Source organism: Arthrobacter sp. U41 (genome assembly GCF_001750145.1).
GTDB lineage: Bacteria > Actinomycetota > Actinomycetes > Actinomycetales > Micrococcaceae > Arthrobacter.
Map to the genome: position 1 here is coordinate 3,990,573 of NZ_CP015732.1, position 25,040 is coordinate 4,015,612.

Annotated in this window: 24 protein-coding genes and 1 riboswitch; of the genes, 7 read left to right on the plus strand and 17 right to left on the minus strand. The window is 67.8% G+C overall.

Features of this window, described 5'->3' with window-relative positions; genetic code table 11:
• Positions 1-12 precede the first annotated feature (12 nt).
• The 11 genes from lepB (ASPU41_RS18215) to ASPU41_RS18265 all read right to left on the minus strand — a co-directional run bounded on the left by lepB (ASPU41_RS18215) (position 13) and on the right by ASPU41_RS18265 (position 7,940).
• On the minus strand, positions 13-921 hold the full coding sequence (gene lepB, locus ASPU41_RS18215) for a signal peptidase I (protein WP_069952108.1): 909 nt from the start codon (positions 919-921) through the stop codon (positions 13-15).
• Positions 922-1,602 carry a signal peptidase I gene (gene lepB, locus ASPU41_RS18220; protein ID WP_069952109.1) on the minus strand — a complete coding sequence of 227 codons (681 nt, stop codon included), beginning with the start codon at positions 1,600-1,602 and terminating at the stop codon, positions 922-924.
• Positions 1,603-1,719: 117 nt separating this feature from the next.
• Positions 1,720-2,079 (minus strand): 50S ribosomal protein L19, encoded by a 360-nt coding sequence (gene rplS / locus ASPU41_RS18225; protein WP_069952110.1) that lies wholly within the window; start codon positions 2,077-2,079, stop codon positions 1,720-1,722.
• A gap of 232 nt (positions 2,080-2,311) precedes the next feature.
• The gene (gene trmD, locus ASPU41_RS18230; RefSeq protein WP_069952111.1) at positions 2,312-3,121 is read right to left on the minus strand and encodes a tRNA (guanosine(37)-N1)-methyltransferase TrmD; all 810 of its coding nucleotides are present in this window, start codon (positions 3,119-3,121) and stop codon (positions 2,312-2,314) included.
• Positions 3,122-3,736, minus strand: a complete 615-nt coding sequence (rimM, locus tag ASPU41_RS18235) for a ribosome maturation factor RimM (RefSeq protein ID WP_069952112.1) — start codon at positions 3,734-3,736, stop codon at positions 3,122-3,124.
• Positions 3,737-3,847: 111 nt separating this feature from the next.
• On the minus strand, positions 3,848-4,090 hold the full coding sequence (locus ASPU41_RS18240) for an RNA-binding protein (RefSeq protein ID WP_056426755.1): 243 nt from the start codon (positions 4,088-4,090) through the stop codon (positions 3,848-3,850).
• A gap of 1 nt (position 4,091) precedes the next feature.
• Positions 4,092-4,517: a 30S ribosomal protein S16 gene (gene rpsP, locus ASPU41_RS18245; RefSeq protein ID WP_069952799.1), complete on the minus strand. Its 426-nt coding sequence runs from the start codon at positions 4,515-4,517 to the stop codon at positions 4,092-4,094.
• A 205-nt stretch (positions 4,518-4,722) separates the two neighbouring features.
• Positions 4,723-5,160, minus strand: a complete 438-nt coding sequence (locus ASPU41_RS18250; protein ID WP_069952113.1) for a hypothetical protein — start codon at positions 5,158-5,160, stop codon at positions 4,723-4,725.
• A gap of 213 nt (positions 5,161-5,373) precedes the next feature.
• Positions 5,374-6,249, minus strand: a complete 876-nt coding sequence (locus tag ASPU41_RS18255) for a VOC family protein (protein WP_069952114.1) — start codon at positions 6,247-6,249, stop codon at positions 5,374-5,376.
• Positions 6,250-6,353: 104 nt separating this feature from the next.
• Positions 6,354-7,436, minus strand: a complete 1,083-nt coding sequence (locus ASPU41_RS18260; protein ID WP_069952115.1) for an amidohydrolase family protein — start codon at positions 7,434-7,436, stop codon at positions 6,354-6,356.
• Positions 7,437-7,439: 3 nt separating this feature from the next.
• Positions 7,440-7,940, minus strand: a complete 501-nt coding sequence (locus tag ASPU41_RS18265; protein WP_069952116.1) for a GNAT family N-acetyltransferase — start codon at positions 7,938-7,940, stop codon at positions 7,440-7,442.
• Between the two features lie 86 nt (positions 7,941-8,026).
• A riboswitch (TPP riboswitch) is annotated at positions 8,027-8,134 on the plus strand.
• Between ASPU41_RS18265 and thiC the strand changes: the two genes are divergently transcribed.
• Positions 8,130-9,956, plus strand: a complete 1,827-nt coding sequence (gene thiC / locus ASPU41_RS18270; protein WP_069952117.1) for a phosphomethylpyrimidine synthase ThiC — start codon at positions 8,130-8,132, stop codon at positions 9,954-9,956. (Overlaps the previous riboswitch by 5 nt.)
• Here thiC and ASPU41_RS18275 read toward each other — a convergent pair.
• On the minus strand, positions 9,953-10,702 hold the full coding sequence (locus tag ASPU41_RS18275; RefSeq protein WP_069952118.1) for an alpha/beta fold hydrolase: 750 nt from the start codon (positions 10,700-10,702) through the stop codon (positions 9,953-9,955). The two genes, thiC and ASPU41_RS18275, sit on opposite strands and share 4 nt — an antisense overlap.
• Positions 10,703-10,760: 58 nt before the next feature.
• Positions 10,761-12,350 carry a signal recognition particle protein gene (gene ffh / locus ASPU41_RS18280; protein WP_069952119.1) on the minus strand — a complete coding sequence of 530 codons (1,590 nt, stop codon included), beginning with the start codon at positions 12,348-12,350 and terminating at the stop codon, positions 10,761-10,763.
• Between the two features lie 152 nt (positions 12,351-12,502).
• On the opposite strand from ffh, the gene ASPU41_RS18285 reads away from it, so the two are divergent.
• Entirely contained in the window at positions 12,503-13,894 is a 1,392-nt protein-coding gene (locus tag ASPU41_RS18285; protein WP_069952120.1) for a glucose-6-phosphate dehydrogenase, read from the plus strand.
• 99 nt (positions 13,895-13,993) lie between these two features.
• Here ASPU41_RS18285 and ASPU41_RS18290 read toward each other — a convergent pair whose 3' ends face one another.
• Both ASPU41_RS18290 and ASPU41_RS18295 read right to left on the minus strand, forming a co-directional pair.
• The gene (locus ASPU41_RS18290) at positions 13,994-14,332 is read right to left on the minus strand and encodes a P-II family nitrogen regulator (protein WP_024366371.1); all 339 of its coding nucleotides are present in this window, start codon (positions 14,330-14,332) and stop codon (positions 13,994-13,996) included.
• The gene (locus ASPU41_RS18295) at positions 14,329-15,693 is read right to left on the minus strand and encodes an ammonium transporter (protein ID WP_069952121.1); all 1,365 of its coding nucleotides are present in this window, start codon (positions 15,691-15,693) and stop codon (positions 14,329-14,331) included. Before ASPU41_RS18295 ends, ASPU41_RS18290 begins: the two co-directional genes overlap by 4 nt.
• A gap of 244 nt (positions 15,694-15,937) precedes the next feature.
• Here ASPU41_RS18295 and ASPU41_RS18300 point away from each other — a divergent pair, with 244 nt between their 5' ends.
• Positions 15,938-17,185, plus strand: coding sequence for an MFS transporter (locus ASPU41_RS18300; RefSeq protein WP_069952122.1), 1,248 nt, complete (start codon positions 15,938-15,940; stop codon positions 17,183-17,185).
• A 94-nt stretch (positions 17,186-17,279) separates the two neighbouring features.
• Here the strand turns inward: ASPU41_RS18300 and ftsY are convergent, their stop codons facing one another.
• The gene (gene ftsY / locus ASPU41_RS18305; RefSeq protein WP_069952123.1) at positions 17,280-18,491 is read right to left on the minus strand and encodes a signal recognition particle-docking protein FtsY; all 1,212 of its coding nucleotides are present in this window, start codon (positions 18,489-18,491) and stop codon (positions 17,280-17,282) included.
• Between the two features lie 252 nt (positions 18,492-18,743).
• Between ftsY and ASPU41_RS18310 the strand changes: the two genes are divergently transcribed.
• The 4 genes from ASPU41_RS18310 to ASPU41_RS18325 all read left to right on the plus strand — a co-directional run bounded on the left by ASPU41_RS18310 (position 18,744) and on the right by ASPU41_RS18325 (position 21,120).
• The gene (locus ASPU41_RS18310) at positions 18,744-19,172 is read left to right on the plus strand and encodes a hypothetical protein (protein ID WP_157357058.1); all 429 of its coding nucleotides are present in this window, start codon (positions 18,744-18,746) and stop codon (positions 19,170-19,172) included.
• Positions 19,173-19,174: 2 nt separating this feature from the next.
• The gene (locus ASPU41_RS18315; RefSeq protein ID WP_069952125.1) at positions 19,175-19,609 is read left to right on the plus strand and encodes a hypothetical protein; all 435 of its coding nucleotides are present in this window, start codon (positions 19,175-19,177) and stop codon (positions 19,607-19,609) included.
• Positions 19,606-20,541, plus strand: coding sequence for a hypothetical protein (locus ASPU41_RS18320; protein ID WP_157357059.1), 936 nt, complete (start codon positions 19,606-19,608; stop codon positions 20,539-20,541). The genes ASPU41_RS18315 and ASPU41_RS18320 overlap by 4 nt, the downstream gene beginning before the upstream one ends.
• An 84-nt stretch (positions 20,542-20,625) precedes the next feature.
• Positions 20,626-21,120, plus strand: a complete 495-nt coding sequence (locus ASPU41_RS18325; protein WP_069952127.1) for a hypothetical protein — start codon at positions 20,626-20,628, stop codon at positions 21,118-21,120.
• Between the two features lie 25 nt (positions 21,121-21,145).
• Here ASPU41_RS18325 and smc read toward each other — a convergent pair whose 3' ends face one another.
• Positions 21,146-24,739 (minus strand): chromosome segregation protein SMC, encoded by a 3,594-nt coding sequence (gene smc, locus ASPU41_RS18330; RefSeq protein WP_197515707.1) that lies wholly within the window; start codon positions 24,737-24,739, stop codon positions 21,146-21,148.
• Positions 24,740-25,040 lie beyond the last annotated feature (301 nt).

Consider the following 25,040-nt stretch of genomic DNA (forward strand, 5'->3'; position numbering starts at 1 on the left):
GGCCTTGGCCCGCTATTTTCCGGCCGGGGCGGGCACGTCGCGGAAGACGTCCGCGTAGTTGTCAAGGGCGGTGACGCGGTTCAGCGGCCAGGCAATCACCGCAGCCTTGCCTTCGATGTCGGCGATGTCCACGAAGCCGCCGTTGCTGTCCGTGTGCGCGCGGGAGTCGGCGGAATGGTTCCGGTTGTCGCCCATCACCCAGACCTTGCCTGCGGGGACCACGACGTCGAAGTCGCGGGCCTGGGGTACTTCGGCGGGGTTGATGTAGCTCTCGTCCAGCGGCGCGCCGTTGACCATGAGCCTGCCGCCGGCGTCGCAGCAAACCACACGGTCACCGGGCAGTCCGATGACACGCTTGACGAGGTGCTGCTCCGAGTTGTCCGGCAGCAGGCCAATGAACGTCAGCCCGTCCTGCACCCAGGTGAAGGGGCCGGCTTCTTTCTCCGCCATGGGGACGAGCCAGCCCTGCGTGTCACGGAACACGACGACATCGCCATGCTCCAGGGCGAAAGGCTCCGGGACAAGGAGGTTCACGAAGATGCGGTCGTTCACGTCCAGGGTGTTGACCATGGATTCGGACGGGATGTAGAAGGCCCGGAAAAGGAAAGTCTTGATCAGGAAGGACAACACGATGGCGACGAGCACCACCGTGGCCACTTCCTTCACCCAGAGGAACAGCGGGCTGTGGCGCTCCCGGGACTTGGCCTTGCGCGCACGCTTGGACGCGGTCCCAGCATGGGCCGGTCCTCCTGCAGCCGGGGTGTCACGGTCGTCCGGAGTCGGATGCGCAGGAGCGTCCTGCACAGGGGTGACAGCGGAGCCCCCGCCTACCGGGAGCTCCGCCGCGGGGATCGCTGAGGAGGTAACCCGGGGCTGGTCCTGCCCGCGCGGATCAGGAGTCCGGGGTCCGGTCTCGGGCATTTACTGTCCGTTCTTTTCTGTCGTCGTGGCGGCCTCGGCTGGCCGTGCTACTGCTGTAAATCTATCAAGCGGCCAGATGATCCGGACGGGTCTGCCGATCACCCGGTCCACCGGCACCATGCCTCCGCCGGGGGCGCCCAGAAGGCTGCGGGAATCTGCCGACAAGGAGCGGTGGTCCCCCATCAGCCAGAGCCGGCCGGCGGGAACAATCACGCTGAACTCCAGCTCGCTGGGGGCATCCCCGTCATAAAGATAGGGTTCCGCAACTTGCTGGCCGTTGACTGTGAGCCTGCCCCCGGCGTCGCAGCAGACCACGTGGTCACCGGGGAGGCCGATGACGCGTTTGACATAGGTGTTATCGCCGCCGGAGAGGCCGATCCAGTGCCCGACGCCGCCGAGAAACTCCAGCACGGGGCCGTTGCCGCTGTTCAGCGGGGCGAAGGATCCTCTGCCGTCAAAAACGATGATGTCGCCACGGCCCACCGGCTCGGCCCGGTAGTCCGTGCGCGAGACGAGGATCCTGTCCCCCTCGCGGAAGAGCGGCTCCATCGAGGCGGAGGGGATGTAGTAGACATCGAGCCACAGGGAGCGGACCAGTCCGCTGATAAGGACGGCGAGGATCACGGCGGCCAACACAAAACGCCAGCCGAGTTTCCTGGGCTGGCGTTTTGTGTGTTCCATGGTCCGTGTCCTCTAACGCTTTTCTGAAGTGAACAGCGCTGTTGCGGATGCTCCGGCGCTGGCCGGGCACGGTCCGTGGACCCGCGGCGGAAGCCTGCGTTCGAGGTCGGGCAGGACTTACTTTGCGGTGTGGAAGTCGCGCTTTTCCTTGATCTTCGCGGCCTTGCCACGCAGATCGCGCATGTAGTACAGCTTGGCGCGGCGCACGTCACCCTTGGAGACGAGCTCGATCTTGTCGATGATCGGGGAGTGCACCGGGAAGGTACGCTCCACGCCCACGCCGAAGGAGACCTTGCGGATGGTGAAGGTTTCGCGCAGGCCGTCGCCGTGGCGACCCAGGACGAAGCCCTGGAAGACCTGGACGCGGGAGTTCTTGCCTTCGATGATGTTCACGTGAACCTTGAGGGTGTCACCCGCGCGGAAGACGGGAACATCGGTGCGCAGCGAGGCTGCATCTACGGAATCGAGAATATGCATTGATTCACTCCTGGTGAACGCCACAGGTCCTTCACGTTGGGGTCACGGCGGCCAAGCCCGGGCGGATATGCGGCCCGGAAATTCCCGCCGAAAATTTTGTGAATCCGGCTCCGTCAGGACTTGACAGGACCGGGGTGCCGCGCTGTTGATCACGCTCCCCCTGTGGCAGGTTCGCAACCCAGCAGGCACAAGGACTAATTTTGCCACATCCGGGGCTTTCCAGCCAATCCGCTCAGGCGGATTCCCCGCCGGCGTCCGCGCGGCGCTCGAGGTGGCCGTCGACGACGTCGTACCCGAGGTCCGCGAAGGCGGTGCGATCCGCGCGGGGCAACTTGGCGGCGTCGAACACCTCGAGCAGGTCCGGCCGGCGTTCGGCGGTGCGCCGGTACTGTTCGTGCCGCCGCCATTGGGCAATCTTGCCGTGGTTGCCGCTGAGCAGCACCGCCGGAACCTCACGGTCCCGCCAGCTGGAGGGCTTGGTGTACACGGGGTACTCTAACAGCCCGTCCGAGTGCGATTCCTCCACCAGGGATTCCGGGTTGCCGACGACGCCGGGCAGCAGGCGGCCAATGGCCTCCACCATGGCCAGCACTGCCACTTCGCCGCCGTTGAGGACGTAGTCGCCGAGGCTTACGGGCCGCACCGTGAAGTGCCCGGCGGCCCATTCCATCACGCGCTCGTCGATGCCCTCGTAGCGGCCGCAGGCGAACACCAGCCGTTCCTCTTCCGCCAGTTCGTGGGCCGTGGCCTGGGTGAACCGCTCCCCCGCCGGTGACGGCACAATCAGGACCGGCCTCGCCGCGTCGATGGGCCGGTCGGCCGCCACGGCTGCCAGCGCCTGGGCCCACGGCTCGGGCTTCATGACCATACCGGCGCCGCCGCCATACGGGGTGTCATCCACCGTCCGGTGGCGGTCCGTGGTGAAGTCCCGCAGGTCGTGGACGTTCAGTTCCAGCAGCCCGTCCTGGCGCGCCTTGCCGATCAGCGAGAGTTCCAGCGGCGCCAGGTACTCGGGGAAAATGCTGACAACGTCGATCCTCATTTAGGCGTCGTCTCCGGCATCGGGACGCTCCTCGGCGGCGGCGCCGTCGGACTTCGGCTGCTCCCCGGATGTCGGCTGCTCCCCGGCCTTGGCCACCTCGTCGTCGGCATTGACCTCGAAGAGGCCCGGAGGCGGGGTGACGAGGACGTAGCCTTCCCCGACGTTGACCTCGGGGACGATCTGCTCCACAAACGGGATCAGGATTTCTTTGCCATCCGTCGCGGTGACCATGAGCAGGTCCTGGACCGGGAGGGTGCGGAGGCCGGACACCTTGCCGACCACCTGGTCACCCACGCGGACTTCCAGTCCCTCGAGCTCGTGCTCGTACCAGCCTTCGTCGTCCTCATCATCGTTGAGTTCTTCAGTTTCGATGAACAGCTTGGCGCCGCGGACAGTCTCCGCCTCGTTGCGGGTTTCAATCTCCTCAAAGGCAAGCAGCAGGATGTCCTTGTTCCAGCGTGCGCTGAGGATGGTGAGCGGGCCGGCCGAGGCGGGTTCCACCACGAACTGGGTTCCGGGGACGAAACGGTCGCCGGGCGCATCCGTGAGCACTTGGACGGTCACTTCGCCGCGGATGCCGTGGGGCTTGCCGATTCGTGCCACCTGAAGCTGCATCTGTTCCTCTGTTCGGGGTTGGTGATTCTGTGGGTCTATGGGGAAACAGTTCGGCCCCTCCACCATTATCTGGTGAAGGGGCCGGACTCAAGACAAGTATTGCTGAAAGCGTTACCGGCGGCGGTCGGTGTCGACGACGTCGACCCTGACCGGCTCGCCGTCCGCCAGTGCTGCCACCACAGTGCGCAAGGCGCGTGCGGTGCGGCCCTGGCGGCCGATCACCCGTCCGAGGTCGTCCTGATGAACGCGCACTTCGAGGGTGTCCCCGCGGCGGTTGTTCTTCGCACTGACCTTGACATCCTCAGGACTGTCAACGATCCCTCGGACGAGGTGTTCGAGCGCTTCTGCCAGCAATTTACTCAGCCTCGGTGGTCTCTGCTTCGGCGGCGTCGGCGGGAGCCTCGGCAGCGTCATCCTTCTTGGCCTTCTTGGTGATGGCTTCCGGGATGATCACGGAACCCTTCTCCGGGGTCACGAACGGAGCCTTGGGGGCCTTGGTCTTCAAGGTGCCCTCCTGGCCCGGGAGACCCTTGAACTTCTGCCAGTCACCGGTGATCTTGAGGATCGCGGCGACCTGCTCGGACGGCTGTGCGCCGACGCCGAGCCAGTACTGGGCACGGTCCGTGTCGACCTCGATGTACGAAGGCTCTTCGGTCGGGTGGTACTTGCCGATTTCTTCGATGGCACGGCCGTCACGCTTGGAGCGTGCGTCCATGACGACGATGCGGTAGTACGGTGCGCGCATCTTGCCAAAGCGCTTAAGGCGAATCTTTACGGCCACTTTTGTGGTCACTCCTGTTTCTGAAACGGGGTCGAGCCCGGCGTTCTGCACCCGTGGGGCGGGCCGTACTAGGGGGTTCTAAAAGGACAAGATCCGGACGCGGAGAGAGGGGCCACGCAGATCGAGTACCTGTTTATTGTGCCAGATCAGCGGCGGGATTTCGACTTGACACCCGCAACCGGTCCATTTGGGGGCCTGAGGTGAGTCAGGAAGTCCAGACGTAGAGGCCTGATTTGCTGGCAGGGTCGACGCCGGCGGCCAGTTCCGCGAGTTGCCTGACGTAGCGGCCTGCCTGCTCCGCGCCGAAGGGCATGTCCTCCTCGGCGGCCCAGCTTTCGGCGACGTCGGCCAGGACGTCGCCTTCCCCCTCGGTCTCATAGCTGAGCAGCTCGGCAAGGGCCCGGACCATTGCCGGCGGGACGCCGAGCAGGGAGTCGCTGGCGACATCGACCATGGCGAGTTCGTAGTCGGCGCCGGAGGCGTGGACGGCAGTGCCGGCCAGGTCGCCCAGGCGCTCGACCTCGAAGTCGGTGATGTCCGCGATCCGGACGGCGCCGGGGGCCGCGGGGGCCCCGCCGTCCAGGGCGGTGGCGCGCTTGAGGGCTTCATCGTGGGTGGAGACAAAGACTTCGGTGAATCCCATGGAGCTCATCCTTAGGTGTCTGGCGGCGCTGGTCCGCTGTTTTCGGCGTCGCTTCAGCCTAGCCGCTCCAGCCCGGCGGGTGCTCAGACTGGACATGCCCTCCCCTTACCGTGACCAGTGGACATAAAGCCACTATGTCCACTCGCTGCCGCCTGCGCTGAACATGTCCCCGAGGCCCGATAGCTGCGGATGCGTGACGGGAACCGCGGGCACTCAGCGAACGGCGACGCGGATCCGGTTGCGCCACGGGTCCTCGAAGCGCAGTTCGGCGCCGGTGTGGTGGGACTGGACCCCGGCAGTCTTGAGGCGGTCGGCGAGGGTCCCGACATCGTCGCCTGCCGGTACTTCGATCAGCACCTCGCCGAGGCCCAGGGTGTCGCGGCGGGGGCCGGCGCCACGGCTGTTCCAGACGTTCATGGCCATGTGGTGGTGGTAGCCGCCGGCCGAGACGAACAGGGCCTGACCGTGCCAGCCCGCCGTCTTTTCGAACCCGAGGGTTCCGACATAGAAGTCCTGCGCGGACTGGACGTCGCCGACCTGCAGGTGGACGTGGCCGACGCCGGCCGCGGCCTCGCGCTGCCCGCTTACGGATTCCTCGGTCAGGAACTGCTCGAGGTAGCGCTGCGGCGGCAGGGCCAGGCTGTCCATCACCACGTTCTTGCCCTCCCAGGCCCAGGCCTCGCGGGGACGGTCCCAGTAGAGCTCGATGCCGTTGCCCTCCGGATCCGTAAAGTAGAAGGCTTCGCTGACCAGGTGGTCTGCGCTGCCAGTGAAGGACTGGGGCTCGTACTGCGCAGCGCTGGCGACGGTGGAGGCCAGGGCGGACTGGTCCGCGAACAGCAGGGCGGCATGGAAGAGGCCGGCCTCACCGCGGGAGGGGACGCTCAGGCCCGGCGCCGGCGCCAGGTGGACCAGGGGCTTCTGCTTGCGGCCCAGGTAGAGTCCGCCGTCCTGCTCCGTCACAATATCGAGGCCGAGGGCGCGCTGGTAGTAATCCGTCATGACCTTCATGTCGCCGACCTTGAGCATCACGGTGCCCATGGTGAGTTCTGCGGGAAGAAGATCCCGTGTGCTGTTTTCTGCAGTCATGTGATCGATCGCTCCGGTGCTTCGGTGGCCACCGACCCTCGATGACCTTTCATAGAACTAAATTCCTTGAAGCTTCAATTTATTCCTAGTGAATCCGAAGTCTCCTACCGGAGCAGTTCGCCGCGCAGCACGATATTCCTGAGGTCCCGCAGGGTGGCCAGATTGCTGCGTGGATCCTCGGCGCAGACCAGGACGTCGGCGCTGGCACCGTCCCTGAGGCCGCCGGCCCCGAGCCAGGCCCGCGCGGCCCAGGCGCCGGCATCGAGGGCTGCCCCGGCCGGGAGCCCGGCTGCGTGCAGGGCCTGGAGCTCGTCGACGATGCGCCCGTGCGTGATCACGCTGCCGGCGTCCGTCCCGGCGTAGATAGTGACGCCGGCTTCGAAGGCGGCCAGGACACGTTCGGCCCGGCGCTCCCAGAGGGATCGCATGTGCGCCGCGTACCGGGGGAACTTCGCCTCCGACTGCGCGGCGATGTCCGGGAAGGTGGCGATGTTGATGAGCGTGGGAACGATCGGCACACTCTGTTCGGCGAAACGCGCCAGATGCCGCGGCAGCAGGCCGGTCGCGTGCTCGATGCAGTCGATCCCGGCGTCGAGCATGTCGTCCAGGGTGTCTTCGGCGAAGCAGTGGGCCGTGACCCGGGCGCCTTCATCATGGGCGGCCGCGATGGCGTCTTTCAATTCCGCCGCGGGGAAGCTGGCGGCGAGGTCGCCGGCGTCGCGGTCGATCCAGTCCCCCACGAGTTTGACCCAGCCGTCGCCGGCCCGCGCCTGCTTGCGCACGGCCTCCACCAGGTCCTCGGGCTCCACCTCGACGGCGAAGCCCCGGAGGTACCGCCGGGTCCTCGCGATATGCCGGCCCGAGCGGATGAGGCGCGGCAGGTCCGCCCGTTGCTGGATCCAGCGGGTGTCGTGGACGGCGCCGGCGTCGCGGACGAGGAGGGTTCCGGCGTCGCGGTCGGTCATGGCCTGTTCTTCCGCCAGCTGCTCCGGGACGTCCCCGCCGGGTCCAAGACCGATGTGGCAGTGCGCGTCGACCAGTCCGGGGATGACCCAGCCGTCCAGGATCAGGTCCGGGGCGGCGGCGGGCCTGCGGAAGGTCAGGAGGCCATCGACGGACCAGAGTCCGCGGTGTTCCTGCTCGGGTCCGGTGAGGACGGGGCCGCTGAATTCGATGATGCCGGTCATGGCTTAAAGCCTAAGCCGCATGACGACCCGCCGGCCAAGATCATCCAGCCCCGGCAGTGCTTCGTAGGCCCGCAGGGCGGCCAGCGCCTTCCCCGGCTCGGCGAGCTCCGCGAAGCCGCAGCTCGCGTAAAACCGTGCATTGAACGGGACGTCCCTGAAAGTGCAAAGGGTCATGAATTCATAGCCGCGTATCCGGGCTCCGTCGATGGCCGCCTCCACCAAAGACCTTCCGACCCCGCGCCCAGCAGAGTCGGGATGCACGGAGACTTGTTCCAGATGGGCCTGGCCGCCAACCTCATCAACACGGGCAAACCCCACAGTCGGATTCCCGGCGACCAGTATGAAGAGCGTCTCACCCGACGTCGGGGGCCCTGGGGCCGGGAGCGCGCGGTACCCGACCTCCGCCTTGAGCAAGCGGTCCGCCGCGGCCTCAAGAGCCGGGAGGGCCGCGAGGTCTTCAGGCGTCGCTGTCCTGATGCGGGGTACGGCCTTGGGCTGAGTCACGATGCCACGCTAACACCGCGTCAACACGGCGTCGTGAGGGCCCCGTCACACGCGCCAGGCTTTCCGACGGCACGTGGTAGCTTCGTCTACGACCACACGGGTGCCCTTGCAGGGGCTGAGATCGGGCTGACGCAGCCTGCGACCGTTGAACCTGTCCGGGTAATGCCGGCGAAGGAAGTGAGTATTTCCGTGAACACGCAATTGACGCAGCACAGCCCTGTCCAAAACCGGGACGACGACGAGCAGGCAGTCCCGGTCCAGCCCGCGGCCCCCACGCAATCGCTGAGGTCCCACTCCCTGGCGTTCGCCACGGACGCCGAACACGGCATCCGCGTCCCGGTGACCGAAATCGCGCTGGCCGACTCCCCGGCCGGCGCCGCCAACGCCCCGTTCCGCGTGTACCGCACCGCCGGTCCCGGAAGTGAACCGGTCCGCGGGCTGGAGCCTTTCCGGGGTCCCTGGATTGCCGCCAGGGAGGACACCGAACCTTACGAGGGCAGGGCCCGGGAACTGCTGGATGACGGCAGGTCGGCAGTGCGGCGCGGCGCAGCGTCGGCCGAGTGGATGGGCGCCCGCCCGGTGCCGCGCCGCGCCGTCGACGGCAGGACGGTCACGCAGATGCGGTACGCGCGGGACTGGGTGATCACCCAGGAGATGCGGTTCGTCGCGCTGCGCGAGAACTGCGACGTCGAGCTGGTCCGCAGCGAGTTGGCCGCGGGCCGCGCCATCATCCCCAGCAACGTCAACCATCCTGAATCCGAACCGATGATCATCGGCAAGGCGTTCCTGGTGAAAATCAACGCCAACATCGGCAACTCCGCAGTAACCAGCTCCATCGCTGAGGAAGTAGACAAACTTCAATGGGCCACCCAATGGGGTGCGGACACGGTGATGGACCTCTCCACCGGGGACGACATCCACACCACGCGCGAATGGATCATCCGCAACTCCCCTGTGCCCATCGGCACGGTCCCCATCTACCAGGCGCTGGAGAAGGTCAATGGTGAGGCGAACGCCCTTACCTGGGAGATCTTCCGGGACACCGTGATCGAGCAGTGCGAGCAGGGAGTGGACTATATGACCATCCACGCCGGGGTGCTGCTGCGCTACGTGCCGCTGACGGCCAACCGGGTCACCGGCATCGTGTCCCGCGGCGGAGCGATCATGGCCGGCTGGTGCCTGGCCCACCACCAGGAAAATTTCCTCTATACCCACTTCGATGAGCTGTGCGGGATCTTCGCCCGCTACGACGTCGCGTTCTCGCTGGGTGACGGGCTGCGGCCCGGCGCGACGGCGGATGCCAACGACGCGGCGCAGTTCTCCGAGCTGGACACCCTGGCCGAGCTCACGCAGCGGGCCTGGACTTTCGACGTACAGGTCATGGTGGAAGGGCCCGGGCACGTGCCGTTCCACCTGGTCCGGGAAAACGTCGAGCGCCAGCAGGAACTCTGCAAGGGAGCCCCGTTCTATACGCTGGGGCCGCTGGTCACCGATATTGCACCCGGCTATGACCACATCACCTCGGCGATCGGCGCCACCGAGATTGCCCGCTATGGAACAGCGATGCTCTGCTACGTCACGCCCAAGGAGCACCTGGGACTGCCCAACAAGGACGACGTAAAGACCGGGGTGATCACCTACAAGATCGCAGCCCACGCCGCGGATCTCGCCAAGGGCCACGCCGGTGCGCATGAACGCGACGACGCCCTGTCCAAGGCACGGTTCGAGTTCCGCTGGCGGGACCAGTTCGCGCTGTCCCTGGACCCGGTGACGGCCGAGGCGTTCCACGATGAGACGCTCCCCGCGGAGCCGGCCAAAACGGCACATTTCTGCTCGATGTGCGGACCCAAGTTCTGCTCCATGCGGATCAGCCAGGACATCCGGGACGAATACGGCTCAGCGGATCCGCAGGCCGCGCTGGCGGCCGGAATGCGGGAAAAGAGCAACGAGTTCATCGCCTCGGGCGGCAAGGTCTACCTGCCGGCGCCTGCCGTCGGCGGACCCGAAGCCGGCTAGGACGCCTCGGCGTGCTGGTGCCGCCCGACGTCGGCGATGAAGGCCCGGATGGCCCGGTTGCCCTCCGGCGAATCCTGGGGCCGGTGGCCGCCGGGCGCAACGCGGTGCAGGGCGCCGGTCTCACGCAGGTAGCCCGCGATTTCTTCATAGAGCGGCTCCCAGCCGCCGGTCAGGACCAGGGTGGGGACGCCGGGGACGATCTGCAGCGGGGCTTCCCAGGGCGGCGCCTGCAGCCGCAGGCGGCGTGCCTCCAGCTGGTCCTCCGGGCTCGGGGCACCAAGGGTCGCCTGTGCGGGGGTGTGGGCCGCGGACACCCGGCGGACGAATTCGCGGTGGAAATCCTCGTCGCTCAGGTGGTGGCGGACCTCGAAGAGCGGCTGCATCAGGGCGCGGTGCGCCGCCGTCGCCGGCTGGTCCGCGGTGAGCGAGAGGCAGGCCGGTTCCACGAGAGTCAGGGAGTGCACCAGCTCCGGCCGTTCGACGGCGGCCATCATGGCGGAGATGGCCCCTTGCGAATGGGCCACGACGTGGCCGCCGGCCTCGCCGCGGCCGTCGTCGGCCAGGGCGTGGAGGACGATGGCGGCGTCGGCGGCGAAGTCTGTTTCCAGCGGCTCGGCGGCCGGCTCATACCCGTGGCGGCGCAGGAACAGCGCGTCGTAATTCAGCGCCATCCCGTGCTGCTTCGGCCACGCGGCAGCGCCGAAGCTGCCCGCCCCGTGGACGAATACTATGCGCTGCTTGTACATGGTCTAACCCTATGACACCGGCCCGACAACGGGCCGCCGACATCTCGGCCGGCAGTGCCTATTTGCCGCCGCCAAGGAACTTGTCGAAGCCCTTGGGCAGGTTCAGCTGGGAGGGATCGAAGTCGCCGCCCTGCTGGCCGAATGCGGCACCGGTCGGAAGGGCCTTGGCACCTTCGGCCCGGCGGGCCTGGGCATCCTTGAGCTCCTGCGCGGCCTTGGCCGGGTTGCCGGAGCGGGACTTCTTCTTCGGCGCGCTCTTGGCGCCCTTGCGGGCCCCGCCGCCACCGCCCATGCCGGGCATCCCCGGCATTCCGGGCATGCCGCCGCCGGCAGCCATCTTCTTCATCATCTTCTGGGCCTGGGCAAAGCGTTCCAGCAGGCCATTGACCTCGGAGACGTGCACCCCCGAACCGCGGGCAATGCGGGCACGGCGGGAACCGTTGATGATCTTGGGGGCGACGCGTTCATGCGGCGTCATGGAACGCACAATCGCCTCGACACGGTCGATTTCACGCTCGTCGAACTGCTCCAGCTGCTGCCGGATGTTCTGCGCACCGGGCATCATCATGAGCATCTTCTTCATGGACCCCATATTGCGGATCTGCTGCATCTGGGCGAGGAAGTCCTCGAGGGTGAAGTCTTCCTGGTCGGCGAACTTCTGCGCCATCCGGGCAGCCTCGTCCTTGTCCCAGGACTTCTCCGCCTGTTCGATCAGGGTGAGCACGTCACCGAGGTCGAGGATGCGTGAAGCCATCCGGTCCGGGTGGAAGAGCTCGAAGTCGTCCAGGCCTTCGCCGGTGGACGCGAACATCACGGGCTTGCCGGTGACCGAGGAGACGGAGAGCGCGGCACCGCCGCGGGCATCGCCGTCGAGTTTGGAGAGCACGATGCCCGTGAAGTTGACGCCCTCATCGAAGGCCATGGCGGTGTTGACCGCGTCCTGGCCGATCATGGCGTCGACCACGAACAGCACTTCGTTCGGAACGATGGCGCGGCGGATCTGGCGCGCCTGTTCCATCATCTCAGCGTCCACGCCGGTCCGGCCGGCGGTGTCAACGATCACGACGTCGTGCAGCGTGCGGCGGGCTTCCTCGACGCCGGCGCGGGCGACCGCGACCGGGTCACCGGCGGGGTGGTCCAGTTCGGTGGAGGTGGCGCCCGGGTGCGGGGCGAAAACGGGCACGCCGGCGCGCTGGCCGACGACCTGGAGCTGGGTCACGGCGTTGGGACGCTGCAGGTCGCAGGCCACCAGCATGGGGCTGTGGCCCTGCGCCTTGAGGTACTTGGAGAGCTTGCCCGCCAGGGTGGTCTTACCGGCACCCTGGAGGCCGGCGAGCATGATGATGGTCGGCCCGGTCTTGGCAAGGCGGATCCGGCGGGTCTCGCCGCCGAGGATCTCGACGAGCTCCTCGTTGACGATCTTCACGATCTGCTGGCCCGGGTTCAGTGCGGCGGAGACTTCGGCGCCGAGGGCACGCTCGCGCACCCGCCCGGTGAATTCGCGGACCACGGGCACGGCGACGTCGGCGTCCAGGAGGGCACGCCGGATTTCGCGGACTGTGGCGTCAACATCCGCCTCGGTCAGGCGGCCCTTGCCACGCAGATTCTTGAAGGTTGCTGTCAACCGGTCAGAGAGTGAATTGAACACGTGCCGTGCACTTCTTTCAGTGGTTCTACGGATGGCGGCCGGTCCGGCACGCCAGCGTCGCGACTGATGTTCGCCTGAACGAACCGCCTCGACAACGGGACTCGACTATCTAGGGTACCAAGCCGCGCCTTCAAGATGGCATGCTGACTTAGATGACCAGCCAAACAACAGTGAAAACCCTGCTCATCCTGGGCGCCTCGGGCGACCTCACCGGCAGGCTCCTGCTGCCGGGCCTTGCCCGGCTCGTGTCCCGGGGACGCGCCGGCGGGCTGACCCTGGTCGGCGCCGGCTCGGATGCCTGGACTCCGGACCAATGGCTGGAGCGCATCGAAGAATCCTTCGCCGACGCCAACTCCCAGGCCGAGGCCTATGGCCGGCGGGAACTGAAGCGGATCCGCGACACCACCAGCTACCACCAGCTCGACGTCACGGCCGAGGGGCAGCTGGCCGGCCTGCTGGCGCAGCTGGAGGGGCCCGTAGCCGTCTACTTCGCCCTGCCGCCGCGGGTCAGCCAACTGGCCTGCGAGGCGCTGGCTCCCGGCCAGGTGCCCGCCGGGACACGGCTGGTCATGGAGAAACCGTTTGGTTCCAGCGCGGAGTCCGCCCGGCACCTCAATGAAACCCTGGCCGCGCTGGTTCCTGAGGACCACGTCCACCGGGTGGACCACTTCCTGGGCAAGGCCACGGTGCTGAACATCCTGGGCCTGCGCTTCGCCAACACCTTCCTGGAGCCGGTGTGGAACCGGGAGCACATTGAAAAGGTCGAGATTGTCTTCGACGAGGACCTCGCGCTGGAGGGGCGCGCCCGCTACTACGACGGCGCCGGCGCCCTGCGCGACATGGTCCAGAGCCACCTCCTGCAGATCATGGCGCTGCTGGCGATTGAGCCGCCCGCCTCGGTGGAGGAGCGGGACCTCCGGGATGCCGTGGCCACGGTGCTGCGGGCCAGCAGCATCAAGGCGCCCTACGCCAAAAGCACCCGCCGCGCCCGGTACACCGCGGGATCGATCGGTGGCCGGAAGGTCCCGGACTACGCCAGGGAAGACGGCGTCGACGCGGCCCGCGGCACCGAGACCCTCGCCGAGGTCGAAGTGGGGATCGACAACTGGCGCTGGCAGGGCGTCCCCTTCATCCTGCGCTCCGGCAAGGCCCTGGGCGTCAAACGCAAGGAAGCCGTGGTGACGTTCCGGCCGGTGCCCCACCTGCCCAGGGGCTTCACCGGGGTGGACTCCCCCAACCAGCTGAGGATCGGCTTCGGACCGGACACGCTGCAGTTCGACGTCGATGTGAACGGCCCCGGCGATGTCCTCAGCCTGGACCGCGCCACCCTGCAGGCGGAGCTCAGCGCCTCGGAACTGCTGCCGTACGGGGAGGTCCTCGAAGGTGTCCTGACCGGCGATCCCCTGCTCTCGGTCCGCGCCGACACCGCGGAGGAGTGCTGGCGGATCCTGGAGCCCGTGCTCAAGGCCTGGGCACGGGACAGTGCGCCGCTGGAGGAGTACGCCGCCGGGAGCGCCGGGCCGGAAGGCTGGCGGGCAGGCTGACCGGCCGGCGTCGTTGTCCCTTACGGCCGCCGGACGCACAAGAGCGGGCCGGGTGCCTTTTCAGGTTCCCGGCCCGCTCTGTTGGTGTGAAGCTGGTGCCTAGATGGCAGCCGATCCGCGTTCGCCGGTGCGGACCCGTACTGCCTCGAACACATCCATCGTCCACACCTTGCCGTCCCCGGCCCGGCCGGTGTTCGAGCTGGCGATGATGACATCCAGGATGTCGTCCGCCTGTTCGTCGGTGGCCAGGACCTCTACCCGGATCTTGGGGAGCAGGTCCACGTTGTACTCGGCGCCGCGGTACACCTCGGTGTAGCCGCGCTGCCGGCCATAGCCGCTGGCCGCACTGACCGTGAGGCCCTGCACGCCGTAGGCTTCGAGCCCTTCGCGGATGGTGTCGAGCTTTTCGGGCCGGACGATTGCTGTGATCAGTTTCATGCCTCCACACTTTCCTTGCCTGCTGCTGCGGTCTTCTTGCCGTTGGAGGACGCGTCCGCCGTTTCGGCGGCGGGAACCACGGTCTGGGCCTTGCCGGTGATCAGTTCGTGCAGCGGGGTGAAGCTTCCACCGTGGCCGCCCACACCGAATTCGTAGGCGGTTTCGGCGTGCAGGCTGAGGTCCACGCCCACCACTTCCTGCTCCTGGGAAACCCGGAAGCCCATGGTCTTGTGGATGGCGAAGGCGATGATTGCGGTCATCACTGCGGAGTAGGCGATGGCGATGCCGGCCGCCGCGAGCTGGGCCCACAGCTGGGTGAGTCCGCCGCCGTAGAACAGGCCGCCGCCAACACCGTCAGCCGGGAGGGCGATGAAGCCCAGCGCCACGGTGCCGATGATGCCGGAGACCAGGTGGACACCGACGACGTCGAGCGAATCGTCAAAGCCCCAGCGGAACTTGAGACCGACAGCCAGGGCGGAAGCGGCACCGGCGATCAGGCCGAGGCCCAGGGCGCCGACCGGGCTGACGTTGGCGCAGGCCGGGGTGATGGCGACGAGGCCGGCGACCACACCGGAGGCGGCACCGAGCGAGGTCGGGTGACCGTCGCGGATACGCTCCGTGATGAGCCAGCCGAGCATTGCCGCGGCGGGGGCGGCCAGGGTGTTGACCCAGATCAGGCCGCCCTGTTCCGCCGTCGTTGCTGCGCCGCCGTTGAAGCCGAACCAGCCGAACCACAGGATCGCAGCACCGAGCATCACAAACGGGATGTTGTGCGGGCGGTGGTTGGGGTCCTTGCCGAAGCCCTTGCGGTTGCCGATGATCAGCACGAGGACCAGCGCGGCAACACCGGCGTTGATGTGGACAACCGTGCCGCCGGCGAAGTCGATCGCCGGGCCCAGGGCCTGGCCGATGGCGCCCTCCGGGCCGAACAGCCCGCCGCCCCAGACCATGTAGGCCAGCGGGCAGTACACCAGCGTCACCCAGACCGGGACGAAGACGGACCAGGCGCCGAACTTCGCGCGGTCAGCGATCGCGCCGCTGATCAGGGCGACGGTGATGATGGCGAAGGTGGCTGCGTAGCCGACCTTGATGAGTCCGTCAGGGGTGTCAATGCCTTCCAGCCCGAAGGTGGCGAACGGGTTTCCAACCATCTGCATGAAGCCCTCGCCGGAGCTCATCGAGGCGCCCCAGAGCACCCAAACCACACCGACCATGCCGATGGAGATGAAACTCATCATCATCATGTTCAGTGCGGCCTTGGCGCGCGTCATGCCGCCGTAGAAAAATGCGAGTCCTGGTGTCATGAACAGCACGAGCGCTGCTGCCACCATCAGCCATACGTGACCTGCGGTAAGTTCCATGGTGCACGTCCTCCCTTGCTTAGATGCGATCTAAAGATGTTGCGGAGTTCTCCGCGTGCCTCAACGCGGTTTGCGTTCTAAGAAGAGTTTGTCGGCGGCGTGTTTCGCCGGCGGAGGAATTAGATTGCCGGGTTGTTACAAGAACCTCCCGGAAGTAAATGGTGCAAATCGTTCTTGTTACGGTTATGTTTCACGCGTTCCAACGTCCCCTCTCCCCCGCCCGTACCGCCAGGAAGCCACCGCCATGAGTAAGACCCCCCGCCCCGCGGGATCCCCGCCGCAGGCCGGCACCCGGAGCAACGGCAAAGCGGCGCTGCCAAGGGACATCAAGGTGATGTTGGTGGCCGCCTTCCTCATCGCCCTCGGCTTCGGCCTGGTGGCGCCGGTCCTCCCGCAGTTCGCCACCACCTTCGACGTCGGGGCGACGGCGGCGGCCGTGATCGTGAGCATCTTCGCGTTTATGCGGCTGGTGTTCGCTCCGGCGGGAGGCGCGCTGATTGTGCGGCTGGGCGAACGGCCGGTGTACGTGGCCGGACTGTTGATCGTTGCGGCGTCGACGGCGGCGTGCGCCTTCGCCCAGGATTACTGGCAGCTGCTGATCTTCCGCGGCCTCGGCGGTGCCGGCTCGGTCATGTTCACGGTGGCGTCGATGGCCCTGGTGGTCCGGCTGGCGCCGCCCGAGAGCCGCGGCAGGGTGTCCGGGGCGTACGCCTCGGCGTTCCTGATCGGCAATGTGTGCGGTCCGGTCGTGGGCGGGCTGCTGGCCGGATTCGGCCTGCGCGTGCCGTTCCTCGTTTACGCGGCCGCCCTGGTCCTGGCGGCCCTGGTGGTGCAGACCCAGCTGAGCCACGTGCCGGCGTCCTCCCGCCCGGACGGGAGCACGGCGCCGGCCATGGAGCTGCGCGAGGCCCTTCGGGACAGCGCATACCGGGCGGGGCTGTTCTCCAGTTTCGCGAACGGCTGGGCGACCTTCGGCGTGCGGATGGCCACGGTCCCGCTGTTCGCCGTCGCCGCCCTGAACGCCGGACCGGAATCCGCAGGCTGGGCCCTGGCCATGTTCGCCGCTGCCAACGCGGTGGCGCTGACGTTCTCCGGCAAACTCGCGGACAGCCTGGGCCGGAAACCGATGATGGTTTCCGGACTGCTGGTCACCGGAACCGCGACGGCCGCCATCGGCTTCACCCACGAGCTGCTCTGGTTCCTCGTGGCGACCGCCGTCGCCGGCATCGGTTCGGGGCTCCTGGGTCCCGCGCAGCAGGCGGCCATGGCCGACGTGATCGGCAACGAGCGCTCCGGCGGGCGGGTGCTGGCCATCTTCCAGATGACCGCCGACAGCGGCGCGATCATCGGACCGGTCCTGGCCGGGCTCCTCGCCGACCGGCTGGGCTATGGCTGGGCCTTCGGCGTCACCGGCGGCGTGCTGGTCGCAGCCGCCGCGGGCTGGCTGCTGGCCCGGGAGACATTCCACCGGCCGGCCACACGCAGCGCCTGACTCCCTCCCGATTAAACGCCGCTGGCCCGCCGGTGCTGCGGTTGATAACCACAGCACCCGCGGGCCAGCGGGCAGCCTATTCGGGAGACACGCCCTAGTTCAGGATGGCGTCAACGAAGCTCTCGGCGTCGAACGGGGCGAGGTCGTCGGCACCCTCGCCGAGGCCGATCAGCTTGACCGGGACGCCGAGCGACTTCTGGATGGCCACCACGATGCCGCCCTTGGCCGTCCCGTCCAGCTTGGTCAGGACGATGCCGGTGATGTTCACGACTTCGGCGAAAACGCGGGCCTGGTTCAGGCCGTTCTGTCCCGTTGTGGCGTCCAGGACCAGGAGCACCTCATCCACCTCGGCCAGCTTCTCAATGACGCGCTTGACCTTGCCGAGCTCGTCCATCAGGCCGACCTTGTTCTGCAGGCGGCCGGCGGTGTCGATCATCACGACGTCGACCTCCTGGTCGATGCCTGCTTTGACAGCCTCGTAGGCGACCGACGCCGGATCCGCGCCGTGGACGTCCGACTTCACGGTCGCGACGCCGACGCGCTGGCCCCAGGTGGCGAGCTGCTCTGCCGCGGCGGCGCGGAAGGTGTCCGCCGCGCCCAGCAGGACATCCTTGTCCTCGGCGACGAGCACGCGGGCGAGCTTGCCCACCGTGGTGGTCTTGCCAACGCCGTTGACACCCACCACCAGCACGACGGCGGGCTTGTCGGCGTGCCGTTCGACGCGCAGGCTGCGGTCCATCGTGGGGTCCACAAGCTTGATGAGTTCCTCGCGCAGCAGTGCCTTGACCTGCTCCGGGGAACGCGTGCCGAGCACCTTCACGCGTTCGCGCAGCGCGTCCACGAGCTGCAGGGTCGGCTCGGTGCCGAGGTCGGCGAGCAGGAGCGTCTCCTCCACCTCGTCCCACACGTTTTCATCGATCTTGTCTGCGGAGAGCAGTGCCAGCAGGCCTTTGCCGAGGATGTTGTTGGACTTGACGAGGCGTTCGCGCAGGCGGATCAGGCGGCCGGCCACGGGCAGCGGTGTTTCCACCGGAACGATTTCCAGGCCGGCGACGTCGTCCGGGACTTCCACTGTTGCCAGGCCCTCGTGGTCGGCGACGTCTGGTGCCTTGCGTTCGCGCGTCGGCGCAGGGCGGTCCTCGAGAAGGGTGCCGCCGCCGGCACCCGGCTGCACGGGATCGTTCTCGTCACGCTTTCCCGGGTAGTTGGTGATGTTCTTCCGGGTCTTCATCAGGACCGGAATGAGCGCACCGAGGACCACCAGGGCGGCGAGAATGGGCAGAAGAATGGGGAGGATGTCGTTCACTCCCCTAGCTTCTCACAAACCCCAAATGCGCCGCGGCGCGTGCGTCAAGGCTCGGAACAAGTGAGTCGGCAATTCCGCCACGAGCCGGCCAATACGCCATCCGCCCCGGCGGCGATCCGGGGTGCTAGGATCGGCGCGGTTGCCCGTCTGGCGAGCCCTGGGTGCAGCGGTACCTGCACGAGCAGACTTCTTCCGACCCGGTCAACCGGGAGCCTATCGCGGATCCGCCCCTCGACTGAAAGCCGTGACTCCATGCCCCACGCACCCACCCGGTCCGCCACTCCGTCCCCCACGGCACCTTCCCCGGCTGCAGGCGCCCGCAGGGGATTGCTGGTCGGGGGCGTAGCGTGTTCCACCCTCGCCGTCGGCGTTCTGGCGGGGCTGTTGTTGTTCTTTGCCAAGGTCGAAGACACCAGCGCGCTGGAGGCATCCGTCACCGTACGCGGTTCGTTCCTTTTGACCGAACGGCAGACGGAGATCGTCTCGCTGCTGGTCGCCGCGCCCGGTGTGCTGCTGCTGCTCGCCACGATCGCCTTCTTCTTCTACGTGCTGCTGGGGCGGGCGACGGAGCTCGGGATCGAGCAACGGCATTGGTGGAGGGGCGGTTCGGTGACGGCCCAGATGAAGCCCCTGGAAACCCGGTACCACCTCGCCTGGATCGCCGTGCGTGGCTGCTCCTGATCGTGCTGCCGGTCCTGCTGGCCTGGGGCGGCGCCTGGCCGGCAACGCTCGAGGACACCCAGGCCGCTTTCACCTTCATGACGCTGGGCTTCTATGGCGCGCTCTCCGCCGCCCTGGCCATAATCCTGACCGTTTCCCTCGTCAAGAAATCCACCTACCGGGTACAAATCCGAAGGCGCGGCGCGGGCGCCACGAGCGGGGGCGGGGGTAAGTCGTTCTGGCGCTGGTTCACCTTCCGCTGGCGCTTCGACCTCTGGCTCGCCGGCGTCGGCGGCGCGCTGAGCGGCTCCTGCTGGATGGCGCTCATGTTCGACGACACGGCGTTCTTCCTGACTGCGCTCTTCCTCGGGTTGTTCTTTACCGTGGCCGGTCTTCTCACCGCCGTCCAGTACTGGCGTGCGGGCGAGCCACTCGGCCGGGGAGAGTCCTTCTCGTGACGAGCCCGTACCGGAGCCAGCGGATGGCTGCCGGGCCGGCCGAGGCGGAAGAAGCTCTTCTGGCCCGAAAATCCCACGTTGCCGCGGTAAACAGGCGCTTCGGCAGGGGGCTCTCCATCGCGGGCGTCACCCTGGTGGCGCTATGCCTGGCCGTGCTGTTCGGAGGGGGCCTGGTTCTGACCTGGGTGGACCAGCGCGTGGCGGCCGGGGTCGGCCGTGACCGGTTCGATGGCCTGGCCGGCATCGCCATGGGAAGCCTGGCGGCCCTGCCGGCCATCATCCTTCTTTTCGCGATGTGCTGCCTGATCCCCGGCGAACAGCTGCGCCGCGGTTGGATGGCACCGTCGTCGACACTGCAGAAGGCCCCGCTGTCCATGGCGTCGATGGTGTCGGAATTCCGGGTGCTCGGCTTTGGCTGGCACTTGCTCTGGTCGACGATCGGCCTCGTGGTGTCTGCCCTGCTCAGCGGCATCCCGGTGGTCTCCTGGTTCACCGGAGCGTGGCCGGAGACGGTCTCCGACGACTATGGCTTCAGCGGGCTGTGGATGATTTATGGATCCATCGCCCTGGGAATCACGATCGCGTCGTTCGCGTCGCTGATCAAGAAGTTCGGCTGGCTGCGGCAGTACCGGATTCGGGGTGAAGCGATTAGTGACGGCGGCCCCGGCAAGACCTTCTGGCGCTGGGTGAACTACCGCTGGCGTTTCGACCTCTGGCTGTCCGGCGTCGGCGGGGTGCTGCTGGGGTTTTCTCCGACGGTTCTCTCTGAAGCGGTGGGGCCGTATGGCTCGGTGGATGCGCTGTCAGCCGAGCTGCCGGACTTCATCCGGCTGGCTGGTTCCGGCGTCCTGCTTGTGAGCCTTGGAATTGCCGCCGCCCTCAACTTCTGGCGCGCGGGCGAACCCCTCGGCAGCGCGGAGTCGGCCGCATAGCCCGGGTGTTTCGACAACGGAACGCCGAGTTCTTAGGCGGGAATCAGATTTCTCACAACTTCAGCGGCCCGAAAGGCTGGAACGATGGCATCAGCGTTCACGAAAGTACTGTCGACGGGCGTGGGTGCGGCGGCGGTAGCGGCCGCCGCATCGCTGGGTTTGTCGGGATGTTCCCAGAACGGAGGCTCCGGCGACGTCAAGGACGCGATCTCGGCGCTGCACACATCGCTGGTCGCCATCGACGGGGTCGAAGAGGCCGAGGTGAATGGAAGTTCCGATGGCTCTCCGGATCGGCGCCTGGTCAACATCACCCTGTATCTGGACAGCCTGTCTCCGCAGGCGGTGACCCCCGCGGTCGAGCAGGCGCTGGCACAAACCTGGGCATTCGACGCGTACATCCCGGTGGGCTACTCCGTCCAGGTCTGGCCGGCCCCTGTGCCGGCGCCACCGCGCGACGCCGGCACAATGGTCGACCTGACCCGGACCCAGGCGGAGCTGGGGCTGGGCGGCTATGTGTACAACCGCCAGCTGCTTATCACGGCCGGGGAACTCAAGGCCGCGCTCGGAGCCCGGCAATAACAGGCCGGCGGCATTCCACGGCCCGCTAGACCTGCGCGCCGAGGCGCTGGCTGATGACGGTGGAGACGCCGTCGCCGCGCATCGTGACACCGTACAGGGCGTCGGCAACTTCCATGGTGCGTTTCTGGTGCGTGATGATGATGAGCTGGCTGGATTCGCGCAGCTCCTCGAAGATCGTGATGAGCCGGCCCAGGTTGGTGTCGTCCAGGGCCGCCTCCACCTCGTCCATCACGTAGAACGGTGACGGCCGGGCTTTGAAGATCGCGACGAGCAGGGCCACCGCGGTGAGCGAACGTTCACCGCCCGAAAGCAACGAGAGCCGCTTGATCTTCTTGCCGGCCGGCCGCGCCTCGACCTCAATGCCGCTGGTCAGCATGTCCGACGGGTCGGTGAGGACCAGCCTGCCCTCGCCGCCGGGAAACAGCCGCGCGAATATCCGGACGAACTGCGCCGAGGTGTCCTCGAACGCCTCGGCAAAGACCTTCTGGACCCGCTCGTCGACTTCCTTGATGATGTCCAACAGGTCCTTGCGGCTGGATTTCAGGTCCTCAAGCTGGGTGCTGAGGAACTGGTGGCGTTCCTCGAGGGCGGCGAATTCCTCCAGCGCCAGGGGGTTGACCCGGCCCAGGGCCGACAGGTCCCGCTCGGCCCGTTTGAGCCGCTTCTCCTGCTCCTCGCGGACGAAGGGCTTGCCGGTCACGAGCTCGTGTCCGTCCTCGTCGACCGGGGCGCGCAGGGCGGCCCACTTGTCCGCCGATTCCGCGGCGGCCACGGGCACGGGCTGGTCCGGGCCGAAATCGGCCACCAGCTGGTCGGCGGTCAGTCCCAGCTCCTCGACGCTTCTGAGCTCCAGGGTTTCAATCCGGAGGCGCTGCTGGGTGCGGGCCAGTTCGTCGCGGTGGACGGAGTCGGTCAGTTCGGCCAGTTCGCGGGCGAGGGCATCGTTGCTGCTGCGCACCGCGGAGAGCTCGCCGTCCAACTGCTCCCTGCGTTCCTCGGCGCTGTCCCGCTCCAGCGCGGCGAGTTCCACGGAGACATCGATGAAGCCGATCACCTGCCCGACGGCGGCGGACACCGCGGCAGCGCGTTTGGCCTGGAGCCGGCGTCGGCGTGCCCGCTCAGCGGCTTCCTCCCGGGCGCGCCGTTCGGTGGCGGCGGCGCGTTCGAGCGACGACGCCCGGTTCCGGATGGCCGTGAGCTGTTCCTCGGCGCTGCGCAGGGCGAGACGGGCCTCCATCTCGGCGCTGCGGGCCAGGGAAGCGGCCAGGGCCAGGGCGTCACGGTGTTCCGGGGAGGGTTCTTCCTCCGCCGGTGCTTCCTGCGCGGCGGCGAGCCGTGCCGCCACGGCTTCCAGCGCCGCTTGTTCGCTGACGATGTTGGCCTCTGCCTTGGCGAGGGTGGCCCCGAGCCGCCCGCTTTCGCCGACGGCGCTGCGCAGCACGGAATTCAGGTGGCCCAGGCGTTCGGCGACGGCCGCCAGCCGGGCATCCGAATCGTGGAGTTTCTCAAGGGCCGCATCGGCACGGTCCTGCGCCACGGCCCGCCTGGCCTGTGCGGACGCGAGGGCGAAACGCTGGCGTTCCAGGTCCGCGGTCACCGAGGCAAGCCGTGAGGAGGCGTCCTCGACGGCGGCCTGTACTTCGATCAGCGAAGGAGCCTTCGCGGAGCCTCCGCTGACCGTCAGGGCGGTCAGGACGTCCCCGGCCCGGGTCACGGCGGTCAGTTCCGGGCGGCCGGCCAGCAGCTGCGCCGCACCTTCCAGGCCCTCGACGACGGCGATGCCCGCCATCAGCCCGGGCAGCGGCAGCCCGGAGGCGGCATCCTCCGAACCGGATGCCGTGACCAGTTCGGAGGCCCACCGGGCGCCCGCGGGCAGCTGCCCGTCGAAGGTGCGCCGGCCCGCGGTTGCGCCCGCCAGCAGCAAGGCGGCCCGGCCGGCGTCGTCGTCCTTCAGGCGCTGCACGGCAGTGGCCGCAACCTTGCTGTCCTGCACCACGATGGCGTCGGACGAGGCGCCCAGAGCCGCCGCGATGGCGGCCTCGAAGCCTGGTTCCACCGTGATCATGGACGCCAGGGAGCCAAGCACACCGGCAATTCCCGAGCGGAGGATGTGGCCCGAACCGTCCTTGCGGTTCAGCCCGAGCTGGAGGGCGTCGCGGCGGGCGAGGAGGGCGCCGCGTTCGCGTTCGCCCTCGCGTTCCGCCGCCTTCAGCGCGTCGATCTCGGCGTCGATGGCGTCGAGATCCGCGCCGGCTTCCTCGTAGTCGGCGTCGAGGGTCTCCTCGCCGTCCTCCACTCCGGCGGCCTGGGTTTCGAGGGCGGTGAACTCGCTGTGGGCCTGCCGGCGGCGTTCCTCCCCGGCCTTGAGGGATTCACGGAGCCGGCCGAGTTCCGCCTGCGCGGACTCGACCCGGGAGCGTGCGGCGCCCACCTGTCCGGCAAGCTTGGCCAGGCCCTCGCGGCGGTCCGCGGCGGCGCGGAGCAGGGACGCGAGCCGCTTGTCCTCGGCGGCGGCGGCTTCTTCAGCGTCCTGTTTGGCGGCAGTGGCGTTGGCCAGACCGCTGCGGCGGTCCACGATCTGGCGCTCCAGCCCGGCTTGTTCCTCCCGGACGCGGGCGGCCTGCCGGTCGAGCTGCTCCGGGTCGCGGCCGGAATCAGGGACGTTGTCGGAGGACCCGAGCAGCCGGCGCCGCTCCTCGGCGAGCAAGCCCAGCGAGCGCAGCCGTTCCCGCCCGGCGGAGAGCCGGTACCAGCTGTCGCGCGCGGCATTGAGCTTGGGCGTGGCTTCCGCGGCAAGCTGCTCGAGGCCTGCCTGGCGCTGCCTGCCGAGCTCGAGTTCCTGCCCGACGACGCCGCGGCGGGCCTTGAGCGCGCTCTCATCGGCGACGTCCTGGGCGAGGGCCTGCTGAAGCTGGACCAGGTCGTCCGCGAGGAGGCGGGAGCGCGCATCGCGGACCTCGAACTGGACGGTCTGGGCCCGGCGTGCGACTTCGGCCTGTTTGCCCAGCGGTGTGAGCTGCCGGCGGATTTCGCCGGTGAGGTCGCTGAGCCGGGAGAGGTTGGCCTGCATGGCTTCGAGCTTGCGGACCGTTTTTTCCTTGCGGCGCCGGTGCTTGAGGATACCGGCGGCTTCTTCGATGAAACCGCGCCGGTCCTCCGGGGTGGCGTGGAGGACCTTGTCCAGCTGCCCCTGTCCCACGATCACGTGCATCTCCCGGCCCAGGCCGGAGTCGGAGAGCAGTTCCTGGATGTCCAGGAGCCGGCAGCCCGCGCCGTTTATGGCGTACTCCGAGCCGCCGGTGCGGAACAGCGTGCGGGAAATGGTGACTTCGCTGTATTCAATCGGCAGGGCGCCGTCGCTGTTGTCAATGGTGAGTGAGACGTGGGCCCGGCCCAGCGGCGGACGCCCGGACGTGCCCGCGAAGATCACGTCCTCCATCTTCCCGCCGCGGAGGGTCTTGGCGCCCTGTTCGCCCATCACCCACGCCAGGGCGTCCACCACGTTGGACTTGCCCGAGCCGTTGGGGCCGACCACGGCGGTGACGCCTGGTTCAAATTCGAAGGTCGTCGCCGAAGCGAAGGACTTGAATCCCCGGACGGTCAGGCTCTTGAGGTGCAAGGTACTTCGGATCTCCTGGCTGGCGGAAACGGCTGTTCCTGTCCTAAATCTACCGCCATCGCGCCAAAATCAGCGGATTTAGGCTTTTCCCAAGGAAATCCTTTGCTGCCTTTCTGCAGGCAACCATAAGATCGCGGCTAAGAGAGTTGCCTGACGCTGCTCGGGCCGGCGGTCTCACACCGTCCCGACTTGGCAGAGCGCAGTTGTTGCTGTGTTCCACCACTGGCGCAGGGGACGCCTGAGGGCAGCTCCGGCATTGGGACAACTGAATACGTGGTTGGCTGCGCCGGGGGGTGGCGGC

Coding starts and splice junctions, on each gene's coding strand:
- lepB (WP_069952108.1), bottom strand. CDS start 921: ATGCCCGAGACCGGACCCCGGACTCCTGATCCGCGCGGGCAGGACCAG.
- lepB (WP_069952109.1), bottom strand. CDS start 1,602: ATGGAACACACAAAACGCCAGCCCAGGAAACTCGGCTGGCGTTTTGTG.
- rplS (WP_069952110.1), bottom strand. CDS start 2,079: ATGCATATTCTCGATTCCGTAGATGCAGCCTCGCTGCGCACCGATGTT.
- trmD (WP_069952111.1), bottom strand. CDS start 3,121: ATGAGGATCGACGTTGTCAGCATTTTCCCCGAGTACCTGGCGCCGCTG.
- rimM (WP_069952112.1), bottom strand. CDS start 3,736: ATGCAGCTTCAGGTGGCACGAATCGGCAAGCCCCACGGCATCCGCGGC.
- ASPU41_RS18250 (WP_069952113.1), bottom strand. CDS start 5,160: ATGGGATTCACCGAAGTCTTTGTCTCCACCCACGATGAAGCCCTCAAG.
- ASPU41_RS18255 (WP_069952114.1), bottom strand. CDS start 6,249: ATGACTGCAGAAAACAGCACACGGGATCTTCTTCCCGCAGAACTCACC.
- ASPU41_RS18260 (WP_069952115.1), bottom strand. CDS start 7,436: ATGACCGGCATCATCGAATTCAGCGGCCCCGTCCTCACCGGACCCGAG.
- ASPU41_RS18275 (WP_069952118.1), bottom strand. CDS start 10,702: ATGTACAAGCAGCGCATAGTATTCGTCCACGGGGCGGGCAGCTTCGGC.
- ASPU41_RS18285 (WP_069952120.1), top strand. CDS start 12,503: ATGACCAGCCAAACAACAGTGAAAACCCTGCTCATCCTGGGCGCCTCG.
- ASPU41_RS18290 (WP_024366371.1), bottom strand. CDS start 14,332: ATGAAACTGATCACAGCAATCGTCCGGCCCGAAAAGCTCGACACCATC.
- ASPU41_RS18295 (WP_069952121.1), bottom strand. CDS start 15,693: ATGGAACTTACCGCAGGTCACGTATGGCTGATGGTGGCAGCAGCGCTC.
- ASPU41_RS18300 (WP_069952122.1), top strand. CDS start 15,938: ATGAGTAAGACCCCCCGCCCCGCGGGATCCCCGCCGCAGGCCGGCACC.
- ASPU41_RS18310 (WP_157357058.1), top strand. CDS start 18,744: ATGCCCCACGCACCCACCCGGTCCGCCACTCCGTCCCCCACGGCACCT.
- ASPU41_RS18325 (WP_069952127.1), top strand. CDS start 20,626: ATGGCATCAGCGTTCACGAAAGTACTGTCGACGGGCGTGGGTGCGGCG.